General features: G+C 59.2%; 12 protein-coding genes. 5 read left to right on the forward strand and 7 right to left on the reverse strand.

The features are described 5' to 3' along the window. The 4 genes from AACP59_RS09240 to AACP59_RS09255 form a co-directional block, all read left to right on the forward strand. Positions 1–890, forward strand: an 890-nt coding sequence (locus AACP59_RS09240) for an RCC1 domain-containing protein (RefSeq protein WP_370466012.1), incomplete at its 5' end; no start/stop codon positions are given. A gap of 579 nt (positions 891–1,469) precedes the next feature. Then, positions 1,470–1,856 (forward strand): hypothetical protein, encoded by a 387-nt coding sequence (locus AACP59_RS09245; RefSeq protein WP_339351011.1) that lies wholly within the window; start codon positions 1,470–1,472, stop codon positions 1,854–1,856. 247 nt (positions 1,857–2,103) lie between these two features. Beyond that, the gene (locus tag AACP59_RS09250) at positions 2,104–3,567 is read left to right on the forward strand and encodes a phosphatase PAP2 family protein (RefSeq protein WP_339351013.1); all 1,464 of its coding nucleotides are present in this window, start codon (positions 2,104–2,106) and stop codon (positions 3,565–3,567) included. Positions 3,568–4,698: 1,131 nt separating this feature from the next. Beyond that, entirely contained in the window at positions 4,699–4,962 is a 264-nt protein-coding gene (locus AACP59_RS09255) for a hypothetical protein (RefSeq protein ID WP_339351015.1), read from the forward strand. A 1,723-nt stretch (positions 4,963–6,685) separates the two neighbouring features. Here the strand turns inward: AACP59_RS09255 and AACP59_RS09260 are convergent. Genes AACP59_RS09260 through AACP59_RS09290 form a run of 7 tightly spaced genes read right to left on the reverse strand, consistent with a single transcriptional unit; the run spans position 6,686 to position 12,110 of the window. Further along, on the reverse strand, positions 6,686–7,366 hold the full coding sequence (locus AACP59_RS09260) for a response regulator transcription factor (RefSeq protein WP_339351017.1): 681 nt from the start codon (positions 7,364–7,366) through the stop codon (positions 6,686–6,688). A gap of 1 nt (position 7,367) precedes the next feature. After that, complete coding sequence (locus AACP59_RS09265) at positions 7,368–8,624, reverse strand: sensor histidine kinase (RefSeq protein ID WP_339351019.1); 1,257 nt, start codon at positions 8,622–8,624, stop codon at positions 7,368–7,370. A 41-nt stretch (positions 8,625–8,665) separates the two neighbouring features. Next, positions 8,666–8,995 carry a hypothetical protein gene (locus tag AACP59_RS09270; RefSeq protein ID WP_267399830.1) on the reverse strand — a complete coding sequence of 110 codons (330 nt, stop codon included), beginning with the start codon at positions 8,993–8,995 and terminating at the stop codon, positions 8,666–8,668. 7 nt (positions 8,996–9,002) lie between these two features. Further along, positions 9,003–9,455 carry a hypothetical protein gene (locus AACP59_RS09275; protein WP_339351023.1) on the reverse strand — a complete coding sequence of 151 codons (453 nt, stop codon included), beginning with the start codon at positions 9,453–9,455 and terminating at the stop codon, positions 9,003–9,005. 38 nt (positions 9,456–9,493) lie between these two features. Further along, the gene (locus tag AACP59_RS09280) at positions 9,494–10,297 is read right to left on the reverse strand and encodes an ABC-2 transporter permease family protein (RefSeq protein WP_339351025.1); all 804 of its coding nucleotides are present in this window, start codon (positions 10,295–10,297) and stop codon (positions 9,494–9,496) included. Further along, on the reverse strand, positions 10,294–11,142 hold the full coding sequence (locus AACP59_RS09285) for an ABC transporter permease (RefSeq protein WP_339351027.1): 849 nt from the start codon (positions 11,140–11,142) through the stop codon (positions 10,294–10,296). Before AACP59_RS09285 ends, AACP59_RS09280 begins: the two co-directional genes overlap by 4 nt. Further along, on the reverse strand, positions 11,139–12,110 hold the full coding sequence (locus AACP59_RS09290; protein ID WP_297317395.1) for an ABC transporter ATP-binding protein: 972 nt from the start codon (positions 12,108–12,110) through the stop codon (positions 11,139–11,141). Before AACP59_RS09290 ends, AACP59_RS09285 begins: the two co-directional genes overlap by 4 nt. Positions 12,111–13,462: 1,352 nt before the next feature. Here AACP59_RS09290 and AACP59_RS09295 point away from each other — a divergent pair. Further along, a complete protein-coding gene (locus AACP59_RS09295; RefSeq protein ID WP_339351028.1) occupies positions 13,463–14,347 on the forward strand; it encodes a class I SAM-dependent methyltransferase in 885 nt (294 codons plus the stop codon). Positions 14,348–16,144 lie beyond the last annotated feature (1,797 nt).

Genomic DNA, 16,144 nt, shown 5'->3' on the forward strand with positions numbered 1-16,144 from the left:
TCGGATCCGACGGGAACCTCTACACCTGGGGAGACAACGGAAACGGCCAACTGGGACGCGACACCGGCACCACGCCTGCCGACCGGCCCGGACGGGTCACACCACCCACCGGCATCACCTTCACCCAGACCAGCGCAGGAAGCAGCCATTCCGTGGCGGTCGGATCCGACGGGAACCTCTACACCTGGGGAAACAACGGCAACGGCCAACTGGGACGCGACACCGGCACCACGCCTGCCGACCGGCCCGGACGGGTCACACCACCCACCGGCATCACCTTCACCCAAGCCAGCGCAGGAGGATGGCATTCCATGGCCATCGGATCCAACGGCAACCTCTACACCTGGGGATACAACGGTTACGGCCAGTTGGGACGCGACGGCACCCTGGGGACGCCCGGACCAGTGTTAACGGATGCCGATGTCACCTTCACCCAGACCAATGCCGGATACTGGCATTCGATGGCGGTGGGATCCGACGGGAACCTCTACACCTGGGGAAGCGGCAGCAACGGCAAACTGGGACGCGACACCAGCAGCACACCCGCCAACCGGCCCGGACGGGTGGTCTTCCCCTCGCGTGGCACACCCACCCGGGTGCTGTTCGACCGGCTCCAGAGCACCGTTCCCACGGCCGGCGCCGACGACACGTGGACGGTCACCACACCCGCCCACACGGCCGGAGGGGTGCCCGTCACCATCAGCTGGACCCTCGACGGGACACCCCAGGCCGACGACACCGGCAACACGTACCGGTACGTCACCATCGGCAGCCTGCCCCTGACCGGAAGCCACGGCATCCTCCTGCTCGCCGCCATCGGCCTGACCCTCATGACCGCCACCGACGCGGCCAGACGACACCGACACCCCACACACACTTCACACGAGTAAGCAGGCCCGCACCGCCACACATTCCCCAAACGACGGCACGGACCACCAGGTGGCCCCGCCCCCGCCCCCAACAGGGACGGGACCACCCCCACCACAACCACAACCCGCGACGGGAACGGCCCAGCGGCACGGAAGCATCACCACAAGCCCGCAGCCAGAACACCCGTCCACCCACACGGCGACGGGCCCAACGGCACAGCGGATAAGACCACCGGGGAGGGTCCGCCGGCCATGCGCATCGCCCACCCGGCCGGATCACGTCCGTCGAGCCTGCGTATGGCGTCTCCGCCCCTTCCATGAGCCGTCTGAATCCGCCCCCCGGCCGCATGCAACGGAAGACCACCACGTCACGGGGCGGACCGATGTGGACCATCACCCCGATAGGGCCGCCGTCCATGGCCGGCCCCACCCACAGGGCCGGGTCTCCGCCCTGCACACCACCCACGACCGGCCGAACCCCCTCCTGGCCCAGGAGAGATGGGCCATGGCATCGCCCACACCACCTGCCGTGCAGCCGTGCCTGCCGGCACACTCAAGAAAACCAATGCCCCTGCATCTTCGCTACTACCAAATGGGAAGGTGGCGGACAACACCACCCACGACAACCTGCAGAAGGCGATCGACCAGACCGACGGCGTTAAGGACGGCAAGGCCAAGGACGACCAGGACGCGGCCAGCGCCCTCCAGTCGGCCTTCGACCAGGTGAACGCCTCGATGCAGGCCAAGAGCCAGACCGACCAGCAGTCGGCTGCCGCACAGCAGTCGGCGCCATCCCATTCCGGTGGTGGCCACACGCCCTCCCACCGCCCACCACCAACCAAGGTGGTGGGCGGCTGGCCCACACCGGCACCCGCAGCACCACAAGGAGGAGGAAGTGATGGATTCGTTTGGAATCAGTGGAAGCAGAATCATAAGCCGATAGGTAATCATGGTTGCAATTCTGATGGTTCGTGTGGTGTCGACTAACGAAATACAAAAATGTGTCGGTGGGACCGGTTTCTTGCAGATCTCCTGATGATTCGGAAATGATCGTCTGGGCGGATGCTGGAAAAGCACGATATCGGTGATACGAGCATTCTCGCAACAGCAATGGCGAAATTGACAACACAGATTCGCAATACCTAAGTCCGACACACCGGTAGCCGGAAACGAGCGGCCTAGTATAGGCTACAGTTATTATCATAATGATAAGAACTCGAAGGGGAGTTTGACGATGACAAATGCACCATTAAGGTGCCGATTGTTTGCGGCGCTGGTCACCATTGGATTTCTGGGAGTTTTGACACCCACCGCATCCGCTGCCCAGAACACCAATCCCTTGGTTCCCCTGGTCGACGACTTCAGCTCATATTGGGAGGCACCGGGCGAACCATATGACGGAACCGGAACATCCGGAAAAGTACTCAACAAGGCCATCTTGAATGAAAACGACCAGATTGTGGTCTCCATCAACCATGAGGGTGCCGAACAATCTCACCGGGGGCAGCCCTCTCCACAGCAAGCTCGAGCCCTGAGCGACAGAGATGCCGATAAGAATGTCGCTTTCGAGCTCAAGGACGGGTTCGGCCCCATCCTGGGACGCTACTTCCAAGAGGGATACGACGGGGGATCACTGAATCTGGTCAAGGCAATAATGGAAGAAAACGGATGGAGCGGAAACCCGGCCAAGGACGCTCATCAGTATCCACGGCCGTACGTTCAACGCGACACTTGGCTGCCGGATGCAGATCACGTCACAGCCGGGAAGAACGACATGGCCGGGCTGCCGGGAAAACTGGACATCAAGGAGGTACCCGACTCATTGGGAGCAGATGGTAAAACCCACAGCGCCGATTATCCAAAGAACTCTCTGGAGGGTTCCTTCCCGTCGGGACATACGAATAAGGCATACTCACGCGGAGTGGTCCTTGCTGCCATGGTTCCCCGTCTCGCACCGGAAATCCTTGCCAGAGTGTCCGAAGCCGGAAACAACCGACTGGTGCTGGGTGTCCACTATCCTCTGGACGTCATGGCTGGACGTGTAGGGGGTATGGCATCAGTCGCTTCATATTGGGATTCCCACCAGGAAGATATGCAGAAAGCATCAAAGCAGTTGGTGGACTATCTGAAAGATAGATGTCGACAAGACGGCTACGGATCGACTCTCGACACGTGCATTGCGACAACCGGCGCCGACGGGGCCAAAGGCTATACGAACACCTTCACCGACACCGTATCCAAACGACCAGTGAAAGATCGTGCATCCGCCCTTGATGCATACAGGGCTCGAATGACCTATGGAATGCCCAGGCAAGGAGGTACGGATAAGCCCCTGGTCCCTCCCAAGAACGCAGAAGCCTTACTCGCCTTTGCGTACCCCAAGCTAACAGCCTCACAACGCAAGGAAGTTCTTATCAAGACAGCCATCGAAGACGGATATCCTTATGACCATTCCTCTAACGGATGGGACAGAATTAACCTGGCCGCAGCCCTCAGTTCAAGAATCACCCTGGACACCAACGGTAAGGTGGTCCGTGTGACCCAGGCCCGCCATCCCCAAGTCGAAACGGTGCAGGATAAGAAAGAGCGGATCACACCGTGGATCGTTGTCGGGGCCGTGGCCATTCTTGCAGTTCTGGTAATCGCCGTCGCAGCTGTTCTTTTCAAGCGTCGTAGCAACAAAAAGACGACTGATTGATCTATTGAATTCACCAATGATGCAACAACGGGTGATCAAGACGACCACTGGATAGAAACCAATGGACTTGATCACCCGTTCTTTATTCTAACCTCTACACGCAACCCAACGGATTATTGGCCTAGTCCCCGATTCCAGACGACTTAATCCTGCAACTCGCGACTTTCTGCCGGAAGACGATTACACCAATTCGATTGCAGTCGTATGCCCCGCGATTATCGATGATCGTGCGTCTTCCTCTGGCATCCCCATTGATCAGGAGAGGTGCCGCCCAGCAAGATTCCCCGGCATCCGACTCTCTTTCGTCTAAGCAGGTGCACATGAACGGAACGACGTTGCATAGGCATTACCGGACTCGTGACGGCCATGGCACCCGGGAATCGACTCCGACAGCCACCTCTATTCCTAGGGGGGGGGGGGGACGGCCAAGGTCGGCTAGGGCGCAACGGCGGCAGCAAACCGGACAGCAGGTCATCTTCCGGGTGAGGTTGCACTCACCAGAGTGAAGTTCGATCAGGATGCGACCACCGACCTGACCACAAATACGGACGGCATCTGAAGCATGACCACTCCACCTGCGCAGCCAGCACGGTCATAATCATTGTCACCTGGACCCTGAACGGGGCCGCCCAGTCTGACGAGCACCCGGCCTACACGTACGAGGCAGCCCCTGTGGTCACCTGCACCGTCCCCTCGACTCGGCCGACGGCTCCGCCATCCCGACCCAGCAGGTCATGGACGGGGAGAAGGCCATCAAGCCCGCCGACCCGACCAGGGATGGCCGTCACCGGTTCAACGGCTGATTCAATGGGACGGGCGCCTATGACTTCACCAACCCGTCAACGGCGACCTGACCCTCACCGCATACCGGAAGCGCAACACGGACCCACAGCCCGGCGACCCTACACCAGGGACCACCAACTCTGATCCAGCGCAAAAGCCGACCGACCACGTTGAAAAGCCGGCAGGCCACGCCAGTAATCCGAATCCGTCCCATGGTGTCCTGCCCAGCACGGACAGCAACGTCGACTCCATCCTGGTCGCGGGGTTCTTCCCCCTATCGGGGCTTCGGCCCCGGTGCCCATTGACCGGGCCCCTTCACGGATCCTGCTGCATACGGGAAAGGCCCCCGTGTCGGGGTGTTCCGGAAGGGTTGCCTGTGGTGTGCGGGGGGCAGGCACCTGGGCCTGCCGGACCTCGCCCCGCTCGGCCATCCTGTCCAGCCTCTCGAACCGTGCACGGTCCCGCTCCCCCAGCTCCATGGGATTCGATGCCCAATACGTCGGCGACATCACCTGCTCCCGGTATATCGAACCCATGGCCAAGGTGCTGATCCATCTGACATACATGCAGAACCAGGGCACCGACATTGCCCTGAAACTCAGGCACGCATAGCCACAACCGTTCCTGCTCGAACCACTTGCACAAACGAGATGGGCGACCTATGCATACATCCGTCTCGTTGTCTTGTCAACATGACCGGGCCGCGCAATCACCATGCACATCTGGCCAACAGCCTTTGCAACCTCCGGCAGGCCATATCCGTATATCAACGGACACGCCTACATGGAAAACCTCTACATTGGCATTTGCGATTATGCGCCAAAACCCTGGAATGTCTTTTAGGAGGATTCCCTGGAAGACGGAAAGCAAGCTGCAGACTCTTCTTTCTTCACTCTACGAAGACAAGGAAGACCCAGGTCAAATCTGACATGAGTCGGAACCTGTCGGCTTTGGAATCGGAACCGACAAGGTACCGAAATGTATCCTCACTAGGATAAGAGATACAGGGGTATCAAGCTCTCCCGATAGCATGGATTTAGGGCAAAGACAATCATGAAGCAGGAATTCACTTGCGGGATCCGGTGAACTGATCGCGGATCATGACACGGCACAGCCATCAAAAAGCACACAAACACATACTGATAAGGAGCAGGCCGACGGTGGCAGGACAGCCGACGGAGAATCTGCACCAGGCTCCAGACCGACTCGTGCGACCAGTGACCCTTTTTCGTCGGTTTACCCGTCTATGCAGTCCCGGGCATCAGCGAGGAACCCATCCGTGACAGGTACCCCCCTCAAGCTCCGACGAGTGGCCTGCTGGACGATGCATGCCCTGGACATCCTCTTGTTTCGCTCTGCCCTTTCCATGACGGCACCTACATCGTTATGACGGTAGAACGTCTTGTTGCCATGCTGCCGATATGCTCTTGCACCCCTTCCTATGGTATCTGCCCTCTTTTCGTCCCTCGGTGGTGTTCTCTATAAAATCGCCATGCGTCGTCCATGGATGATGGTCCACCCCCCTGGCTCTCACCGCGGTCGCGGCTTCAGTGCGGGCACAGCCGTGAGCTCCGAATTCTCCGGCAACGACACGTGTATATGCAACCTCTGCATTGTCCCGTACGACGGGGAACGGGCGGCGACGCCAGCGACGTGGACATCACGGTGGACTTGCTGACGGAAGAGAACCGAAGGTTTGACGAACGTGGCAGCGGGTGTGACAGCACTTGCTGCAATCAATCACGGGATCCGCAACGTTAGCCTATTCGCGCGGAAGTGCACCTGAACGATTGGGCGAGCGATCAACAATCAACCTCAACAAGGGGTTATAGTTCAAATTCCCGCTCGCCTGTAGAACACAGTGACCGGGCCAACCGATCTGCACCCATCGGGACCTGGGTGAGGGACGTGCCTTCGATCCACCCAAGGTCCAAAGAAAGGCATGCGTAAGAGAAAGACATCCGCACACACACCTGCAGGTGGGCACATACATGCACATACAGCCGCACGAAAGATAGGGGCCTCAGAACCTACCATATGCGAGGCTTCACGATAGGCACCATCATCACCATCGGGTCCGGAAATCGGCCAGACACTCCAGGAGAATCAGACAATTCAGGAAGGTCAGACGCCCAGAGGAAATTCTCCGCATCTCCCGGGAAAGCACTGATCGACGATCCGGAGGGACAATTGTTTTTAAGCTGTGTTCTCTCTATGCCAGACGACACTGATGCGGCCTATACCGCGCTGGCGATGATCCAGCGGACAGGGTTCTAGACAGAATCACGGACGAGCGTGCCGCCATAACGCGGGAGGGCTTGGAATGATCTCTCGTTTACTGTTTTGTGTTGAGGGCGGCCTTGTACCAGAGAACGGCTATGTTTATTCGCTCCCCAACACCCAGTTTATTGAGTATCCGGCTCACTGTCTTTTTGACAGAGTCCCCTTGAATACCCAGCCTGTGCGCGATCTCGGCGTTGGTCAGGCCTTCGCTGACCAGTGATGCGACTTCGAATTCACGCCTGCCAAGCTTCGCAAACCTTTTTTGCAGTTCTAACTCTTCGTTACTCGAAATTGCCTTATCAACCCCTCGTTTGATGACCTCACCCGTGATGCGGGGGGTGAGGATGGCGTCTCCTGCATACACTGACCGGATTGCCTTGCACAGATCCGCCGTTTTCACGTCTTTGAGCAGGAATCCTGAGGCCCCTGCACTGAGACCACCGAACGCATAGTCATCTTGGTCATAGGTTGTCAATATGACAATGCTGATGAAAGGGTAGCGTTCCTTGATGGCGCTGGTGGCATCCAGACCATCCATGACCGGCATCCGAACATCCATCAGAATTACGTCGGGCAGAAGCTGTTGCTGCCTCTCGGCAGATTCCAGAAAGTCAAGGGCTTCTTTGCCGTTTTCTGCCTGACCTATTACCTGCAATCCACGATCTTTGGCCACCATAAGTGCAAATCCCATTCTGGCGGGACGTTGGTCATCTACGAGCATGACACGGATCATGTTATTCCTCGCTGTCTGTGGATTCTTTGAGTGAGGGGATACAGGCTTGTAGGAGCCACCCGTTGGATGCCGGCCCTGATTGCAGGACGCCACCATACCCTCGAAGAGTTTCTCGGAGCCTGTTCAGTCCGGTCCCTTTGCTGGATGCCTTTTGAACGGGTTTACCGTTGTCCCTGACTGAGATGGTTATGCCGCCCTGACTGTCATGGTCCCAGGAGATTACGATACGGTCGACGTGGCACCCGTGTCGGAGTACGTTGGTGATGGCCTCTCTGGTTATGATGAAGCTCAGATTAGCTTGTATAGGGTCTTGCGGTCTGCGTCCGGTTTCAGTCAGTGCGACGGTCATCCCGACTTGCCGTGCATGATTAATGATCGGGTTGATATCATCCCAGTGGTATGCCTGCTTTTGCCCTTCCGACGCGAGTTGATACCCGTCGATATTGGACGACGGCTGAAGTGCTTTCACGGCCGTTCTGGTATCAGCCAGTCCCTGGCGCGCCAGTTCGTTAATCATACTGATGGCATCATCGACTTCCGGTTTTCCGGTGATTTGGTCCAGACCCTCGGACAGCGCGATGATGGCCGTCAGGTCGTGGCCCACGCTGTCATGGAGCTCTGCGGCAATTCGGGATTGGTGGACTGCCCGATCGCGCTGTTGCGCCATGTGCTGGCTCCGTCTACGTTCGTTCGAAAGCGCCTGTTCGGACAGGTGCCGTTCCCGCCGTGCCCTGGACACCAGTCCCAAACCCACGCATAAGGCGGAGTACGTGGCTGTAGAGTAAAGCAGACCGGTGAAGTTGGCGTCCTGATGCCACAGGGTCGCCAGGATCGTGGCCGTCAACACCAAAAGAGCGGTTGGGATCAGGCAGGCGATGAGGTTTCTGAGTTTCCCGGTCTCGACCGTGCAGGCGTAGAGAGCGATATACCACACTGAGACTAGGTCGGTATATGCGGAACCGTAGATTGCCGCCGTCAGCAGCATGAGGATGGTGATAGCCAGCAGAGTCGCCGTGGGTCGTCGACGGCGTAAGCAGAGCAGGATGAGGGACAGGACGATGATGGCAACATACAGAGGCATGCCCCATGCCGTGGTGTCCAGAACCTGACGCAAGGTTCGGTCGGCGCTGTCGGGAGCGAGGACCAGCCGCGTGAGCATCATTGTTTCGTACAGGGCGCACACGAAGACCATGACATAAGTTGTGCTTGGCCTATTCCAGTATTCGAACCAATCAGCCAGCTTCCTGTTCGGCTTCATCGCTCCGGCCCCTTCCGCAATACCCCTATCTCATTATGCCGTCACCTGACGAGAAGGAAGAAGTCGGCAGCCAGAACCGTTGTCGCAACGAGCACGAGGAACGCTGCGTTGCCGGTGAGCAGTAGAGCCATCCGGGCCAATGCCCGGTGCCGTATAGCCGTTTTACGGTACGTGACCGCTGCAATGACAAAACCCAGCAGGACGCACAGGCTGTTGCAGACGATTATGGAATTGCGTAGGTTGCCCATGGCATACAGCCGGACTCCGCAGAGCTGCAAGAACAGGGTGACGAGCGAGGGGGCAAATGCTGATCCTAGGGCCAGCCAGGCTACGGCAATGCGGGTCGGCGCCGAACCGGTGTTCCTGCCCATGAGCTTCTCACTCCTCTTTTGAGATCAGGGTAAGGCTGCCGGTGAAGTGGTCCCCGCTGGCGTAGATGTAGAAGCTGCTGCCGTCCAGGGCGTAGGTCTGGTCGAAGGCGCCCCGGTGGATGGGCAGGGGACGCTTCATGTCCGAGCCGTCGGTCACCAGGATCGTCCCGGTACCCTGCGTGCCGGACACCCGGCCGGTGACGTGTATGGTCGTGTGTTTGCCGGTCCCCCCGAAGAGGGTCTCCGTGCCGGTGAATCCATGATAGGAGGCCATGTACCTTCCTGAGTAGGAATCAGCGCCATCCGATCGCGTTCCCACCAAATCGTCCTGCCTGCTGACCCCCAGGCCGGTCGAGCATCCGGAGAGGGCGGATAGCGCCAGCAACGCCGTAATGAATATGACGAGACGGCGGATGACATGGAGTGCGGGGTGACCCGCCCTGTCGGTGGCGAGGGTCATGGTGCATGTCCTTTCTTAGAATGGATTGATTCTGTTGGTCAAATGGCTTTCCTGGTGAGCTGGCGGAAGGCAAGCGCCCCGATCAGAACCCAGAGGGCCGCCGCCAAGGTCGATGCGATGACTGAGGAGACCGAGGCGAGGTTGCCCAGGTCCCTGGCCGCCGATGCGGTCGTGATCAGGGCTAGCGGGTAGGGCATGGCCAGGGTGGGGGCCACGAGCGTGAGGGCGCAGCCGGCCAGGGTGAGCAGGAGCATGATGGACATGGTGGAGGCGAACGACCCGGTCCTGGCGGCGATGGCCTGTGTCAGGGTCATGATGGCCCAGACGGCCATGGTCATGGGGACGGCCCGCAGGAGGTAGGGGCCGATCTGGGCCAGGTCGAAGCCCGTGTTCATGCCCACGGCGATGAACTCCAGCTCGAAGACGGCGACGGTCATGAACGATGCGAACAATCCGTGGAGCATCTTGCCCGCCATGGCCGTGCCGGCCGTCCCCGACGCGTTGAGGCGCTGCCAGTTGCGCCCCCGGTGTTCGTTGGCTTCGATCTGGGCGGCGAAGGCGGCGACCAGGATCGGCATGAAGACCATGCTGCTCAGCAGGATGGCCTGCCCCCAGACGGCGGTCCACGTCACGCCTTGGGCTTGGAACTCCCGACGGTAGCTGACGTATTGGTCCCGACCGAGGAACATGCCGATGGCATCGAACAGCACGGTAGCGAGCCAGTACCACAGGTTGCCGGCCTTGCGCATCTCCCAACGGAAGGCCGCCACGACGGAGGGCCGCTTGCGGACCCTACTCGCTCGACCATTGATTGCGATGGTGTCGATTGTGTGCCTGCTCATCGGTGTGACTCCTTTACCATGATGACGAATGCCGAAACGCCGGTCCAGACGATGCAGGCGACCAGGCCGGCCAGCACCAGGGCCCAGGGATTGGCGACGAGCGTCATTCTGGCGAAGCCGTCCGGCGTGGCCGTGACCAGGAAAGGACTGGCGGCCGAGCTGACGCCGGCCGGGAACAGCCAGCCCGCCTGGGCCACGTTCAACGGCCCCAGGCCCGAGCCGACCAGACCGGCGATCACGCCCACGCCCAGGCCGACGGCCTGCTTGCCGATGGTCATGGAAAGCATCAGCTGGACGGCGGTCACGGCCATGCACGACAGGAAAGCGACAAGAGCCGGTGCAAGCATCAGAGAAGGCAGGCCAACATCAGATTTGAAGCTCATAGCCAAGGCCGCCAGAGGCGTCCATGCCAGGGGAACCACAAACACCAGGGACAGGGCCGTTCCCGCCACCGCCAGCTTGGCGAGGAAGAGGCCGGACTCCCCCTGCCCCAGGGACCGCCATTTGAGGTCCATGCGTCCGCCGGTCTCCATGACGGCCAGCCGGCTGGTGAGCAGGGCGGCAAGGATCGGGGCCAGCAGGCCAACGAGCTCGTAGACATCGCCTTGCGCCAAGGTCACGGTGCGTGTCGCCGGATTGCCGCCGGCCCGTTTCATGACGGCAAATCCTGACCACAAGGAAACCAAGGTAATCATGCCTATGATCATCCACCAGAAGGATGAGCCCTTCAGCTTGCGCATCTCCATGAAGATGAGCATCAACGGGCCGCTGAAGCGTATGGCTCCGGCACCCCCGTGCTTCCCGGGCTCCACGGATTTCAGGATGTTTGCAGTGATGGCGCTCATCGTGAAGCCCCCTGCTGGAGGCCGGCCTGCGGTACATGGGCCCGGGGGCTTTCCACCAGTTCCAGGAAGGCCTCCTCTAGGCTCTTGCGTTCGGAAGCCACACGATAGACCTCCAGTCCCCGGGAGACCAGCTGGGCGACTAAACCCCCGACTTGCCGGTCATCGAATTCCCGGATCCGCAAGGCCCCGCTTTCCTGAATGTACCCATAGTCGATGCCGTCGTGCTCAAGCACGCCTGCCGCCAGTTGAGGGTCGGAAACGCGCAGGTCTATATGCCCCTCCTCGCGCAGATTTTCCAAGGAGCCCTGGTAGAGCAGTCGTCCGGCCCCGATGATGCCGACCACCGGCGCCATCTTCTCGATTTCGGAGAGAATGTGGCTGCTGATAACGACCGTAACACCTTCGCTAGCTGCAAGATCCATGATCATCTGACGCACCTCGACTACCGCCCCGGCATCCAAACCGTTGGTCGGCTCGTCCAAAAGCAGCAGCTCAGGATGGGATATGAGCGCCATGGCGATGCCCAGACGCTGCTTCATGCCAAGGGAGTAGTCCCTGGCCCTCTTGTCCTCATGTCCTCCCAGCCCCACCTTAGCCAACACAGCTGAAGCCGAGTTGGAAGGCAGACCCAAGTAATCAGCCACCATTCGGCAGTTGTCCAGACCAGACAAGCCCGGGTAGAAACTGGGGCCTTCGATCATGGATCCCACACGTCCCGGTTGGATTCGACTCTTGGAGCCCACCTCCTGGCCCAGCATCCACATCCTTCCAGAGCTGGGGGCCGTCAACCCAAGCAGTAGTTTCATGGTCGTGGACTTGCCTGCGCCATTCGGCCCCAGCAGACCGTAGACGCCTTCCGAGGGAACCTGCAGATTCACCCCATTCACGGCAGTGAACTGTCCATAGGATTTCACCAGATTTTCGGTCGATACAGCCAGCTGTCGCCGAGCGTTTCGATACCTGCGCATGATTTCGCCTTCCTATCCAACGTATGACTCCATGGAAACCGACAAAGAAAAAGCCTGCAACAGGACAGGTGAAAATGTCCCCCTGAGGGGACATCGAGCCAAGAGTCCCGAATACCGGAAGGAACTGGAACAGATTGACGGAATCGTGTTCCGGTGCGGGTGTCGGCAAAACATCAGCCATGACCGTTGAGCGGCAGGGGGTCAATGAAGGTGGTTCCCGAGTTGGCACCTGTATACGGACTCGTGGAGCCCGATAACCACACCCCCTCCCCGATGGCGAACCGGCAGCGGGAACGGACACGACAGGTCGTTGCAGGAGCCCGTGTCGGAGGCGAGGAGATCCGGATCCGGTTCTCGCCTCCGCCATTCATCAAAGTAGGGGTGGGGGCATGGTGGGCATCATCCCCGCTGATCCATGGTGATGTCCGCATGCTCACAGCCAATCAATCGAGGATCCGAACAGCGCGCCGCCGAGGTGGAACGACCGTCGATGTCGGTCCGGAAAACACCTTGCCATAGCCCATCGTGGTCGTCAACGTTCAGCGCCTCCGGCTGCATGTGGGCCGACGTACGGAACCCGAATATGCAATTCGGTGTCCATGCCCCCATTTCCGAGCGCCCCTCGCGCTGGTATTTCCAAGCATGAACCCAGGAGGCTCCCCGACGGACACCGACACGAACGAGCCCCATTCGACCGACGGCGAACGACCCCACGATATTGGACCACCTCCGGAATGGCAAAAACCGGCCCGCACGACGAACGATACGTGCAGTTGAACCTATTCGCGTTGACCGAATGATCGCGGCCGTAGGTAGATCAGGGACGACTCCTCAAACACCTCTCCGACGATCAACCGCCATTGCTTTCAATTCCGACTGATCATGGCTGGTCATACCCGCATTGAAAGCAAATGGACCGGACACCCATGTGGTCTTGGAACCCGTCTTTTCGAATACTCTATAGTGCGTGCATACCTATAAGCGTGCTCATACACATTGAGCACCTGGTCAAAGCCCCCATGGGCTGAATCAGGTATAGCCTCCATGAGCGGTCGGTCGGCGATGAGGAAAAATGAATTCATTTCTTTCACCCCCCCCCCCAAAAAGCTGATGCCCCTCAAATGGGCCCACATCCTGTCAAGGGCCTCTGGTCACATTCGTAGTGGCTCATGCTACGGTCATGAAATCGTAGGTGAACAACCTGGACGTGACGCACTGGGTATGGCGACGATTTGATATGTGGCATTCAGTCCTATATTATGATGCTGTTCAGAACACAAGAGAGATGACTGTTTTTACGTATGTTCGAGCTTCATCACCGCCGATGGCCTCTATATCCTGGGAGGTAAGCCATGCCCGACAGTGAAGCCGATCAATCCGGTGATGTGAGGGACAATCTCCTCAACTGGAACGACCGAGCGGTTGTGCACGCCAATGGCGCATATGGCGATCGCGATGCATTCGCCGATGACCCCTCGGCCTCATCACCGGTCGTCTTGCGCGATCTGGCGGTTCTTGAACCCCATCTTCCTGAAAGTGGCATAACGGGTTTGCGGCTTCTGCATCTGCAATGTCACATCGGCGAGGACACCCTGACCTGGTGGCGATTGGGTGCAGGGAAGGTTTATGGCCTGGATTTCTCCCCCACCGCGCTTGAGTATGCCAGGGATCTGTCCGATCGAGCCGGGGCATCAATCACCTATGTGCAGGGGGATGCCCGCTTCGCGGCACAGGCCATGCCTGATCAGGCGGGTCGGTTCAATCTCATCGTCACCAGTGCCGGAACCATCACCTGGCTTCCCGATCTGAAAGACTGGGCCCGCTCAATCGCCACACTCCTGACAGATGGCGGCATCTTCATGATCCGCGACAACCATCCGCTGCTGTTCGCCTTGGACAATGAGGGCATGACGATAATCCAGAACTACTTCGGCGGAACGGAAACAACCTATGAAACCGATCAGACCTACGCATCCGCGGTGGAGGCCCAACAGCATCAGGCCAGGACTCGGATTGAGCACACCACCAACCACAACTGGGCCCATGACTTCCAGGAGATGACCGGAGCACTGCTGGACGCCGGGCTGGCCATAGAGGCGATTGGCGAACATGCTGTGACCGACTGGAAGGCCATGCCCATGCTGGAGTACAATTCCGACCTCGCTGGATGGACCATGCCCCGGGACCGACCGCAGATTCCGCTGACTTTTTCGATCGTGGCGAGAAAGCCCTTGTGAACTTGCTCCGTTTACGTGTTCTCCGCACCTTGCGGGATGGCCGTGGCTGGTACATATCGGCACGCGCCACGGATCGGACAGCCACTTGGCCCCCTGCCCCGGTTGGCGATAACACAGTCTCCAAGGTCAGGCGGATCCCCTCCGACCCCTCCGGCCCGGCATACGATTCCATGACCAGCAAACAGGACATGTCGACAGGTCGACCCATGAAAGACGGCCTGAGCACCCCGCCCCAAACGAGCCCGGCACATTCAGAACAGGAAGGTCGAAAACCGATCATTATGCCCGCCTTGATCTTCTCCGACACCTGAGGGAGAAGACTCCCGACCGATCCTGTCGCATCGGTCTTTCGATGAAACAAACCGCTCCTATCGGAAACCCGGGCGCACAGAACGACCTCTCAGCCCTGAAACCCTACTTCAGAGCCTGCGTGGTGGCACCGGATTCCGGTTCCTTGCCAACATGACGCGTCTCCTGCCGCCTTCATGGACCGCAACCTGTCGCGTCCGCATTCTCCCTACGACCGTCAACCGTGCAGGGGCCGATACATTCCCGCTTCTCATCAATGATGGCAAATCACTAGGCAGCCATGCGGCGATGTCGGGTTGAACGCGGAAAGGTGTTCATAACAATCAGCATCATTGCGTTTAGCAGGCTTGCCAACGCATTACACAAACCGGAATGGCATGGTGACCCCACGCGGATGACCCCTTCTCAGGTTTCATCCGCCATGGCATCATGGCCATTGAACCCGGAATCATCGCCAAGCTCGATCCACTCCGATTCAGTCTCCGGAACCTGACCATATCGCGATACCCCCTGTGCACGACCAGAGTGGTCGACGGATCCTCCTGCCCGGCGTTCATCCCTACAGATGAAACCGTGTTCGACAGGATACCGAACGGCTCGAATGGCTGTACGGTAATCATCCACACGCGCGTAGTTGCAGGAATCCATGTCAAGGCTGGGTGCTCCGTCATTATTACCGGCATCTCCATGGCACAGACGGAATGATGCAGCCCTTGGCGTACGTCATGATGCCAAGCCACCAGAAGCACCCCCTGCAGCGTGTCTGCCGCACAAGTACACCAGGTTGCCTCTGTTCTCGCTTTCGTCGTCGGTCGTCATCGTGATCAAGGACATGCCTGTATGGCCCGATCCATGCGTTGATGACCTGAGCGGGATGGAGACGTTCGGATCCGCAATGGGTGGTTCCTGCAACGCCCCCCCCCGTGGGAAGTCCACGGAATTCGATCGTCCCGACCAGAAGTCGGATTCGTTCATTGACAACAATGATTGGCACGATGGGCAAAGGCCACGAAAACAGGTGGATATTTCCCAAAGGCTGTCGGCGTTCATCGGATCGGCCAGAGCGGAATGGGCCGGGTGGAGAAAGGATTTGTGAAAGGGCCAACCATTCGCCGATAAGAATATCGCTGTACCTTTTTCAACTCGGGGATGGAATCCGACCGACCGGGATTTGGCTTAGGGAGAGAGACCCCAACGCACCAGTCGTGTGTGGTGGGCGTGTGCTGCATTGTGAGCAGGTATGGTATGATATGAGTAATGGGTTCCGTGTCGTATGCGTCCGGCCCGTGGTCGGGTGGCGCATGCAAGGGGTGCGGGTCCCGGGGGGCCGGATGATTCGTATCGATGCCCCTCCTGTATCTGTATGGAAGGGGAACAACGGTATGCTTCGTTTCACGGCTATGGGCCGCACCTGTCTGGGGGCCGTGCTCCTGTTCGCCCTGGCCCTGCCCACGGCGGCCACGGCGGCACCCGTCCGGAACCCCGGCC

It is taken from the genome of Bifidobacterium indicum, from assembly GCF_036987015.1.
In the GTDB taxonomy this organism is placed as follows: domain Bacteria; phylum Actinomycetota; class Actinomycetes; order Actinomycetales; family Bifidobacteriaceae; genus Bombiscardovia; species Bombiscardovia indica.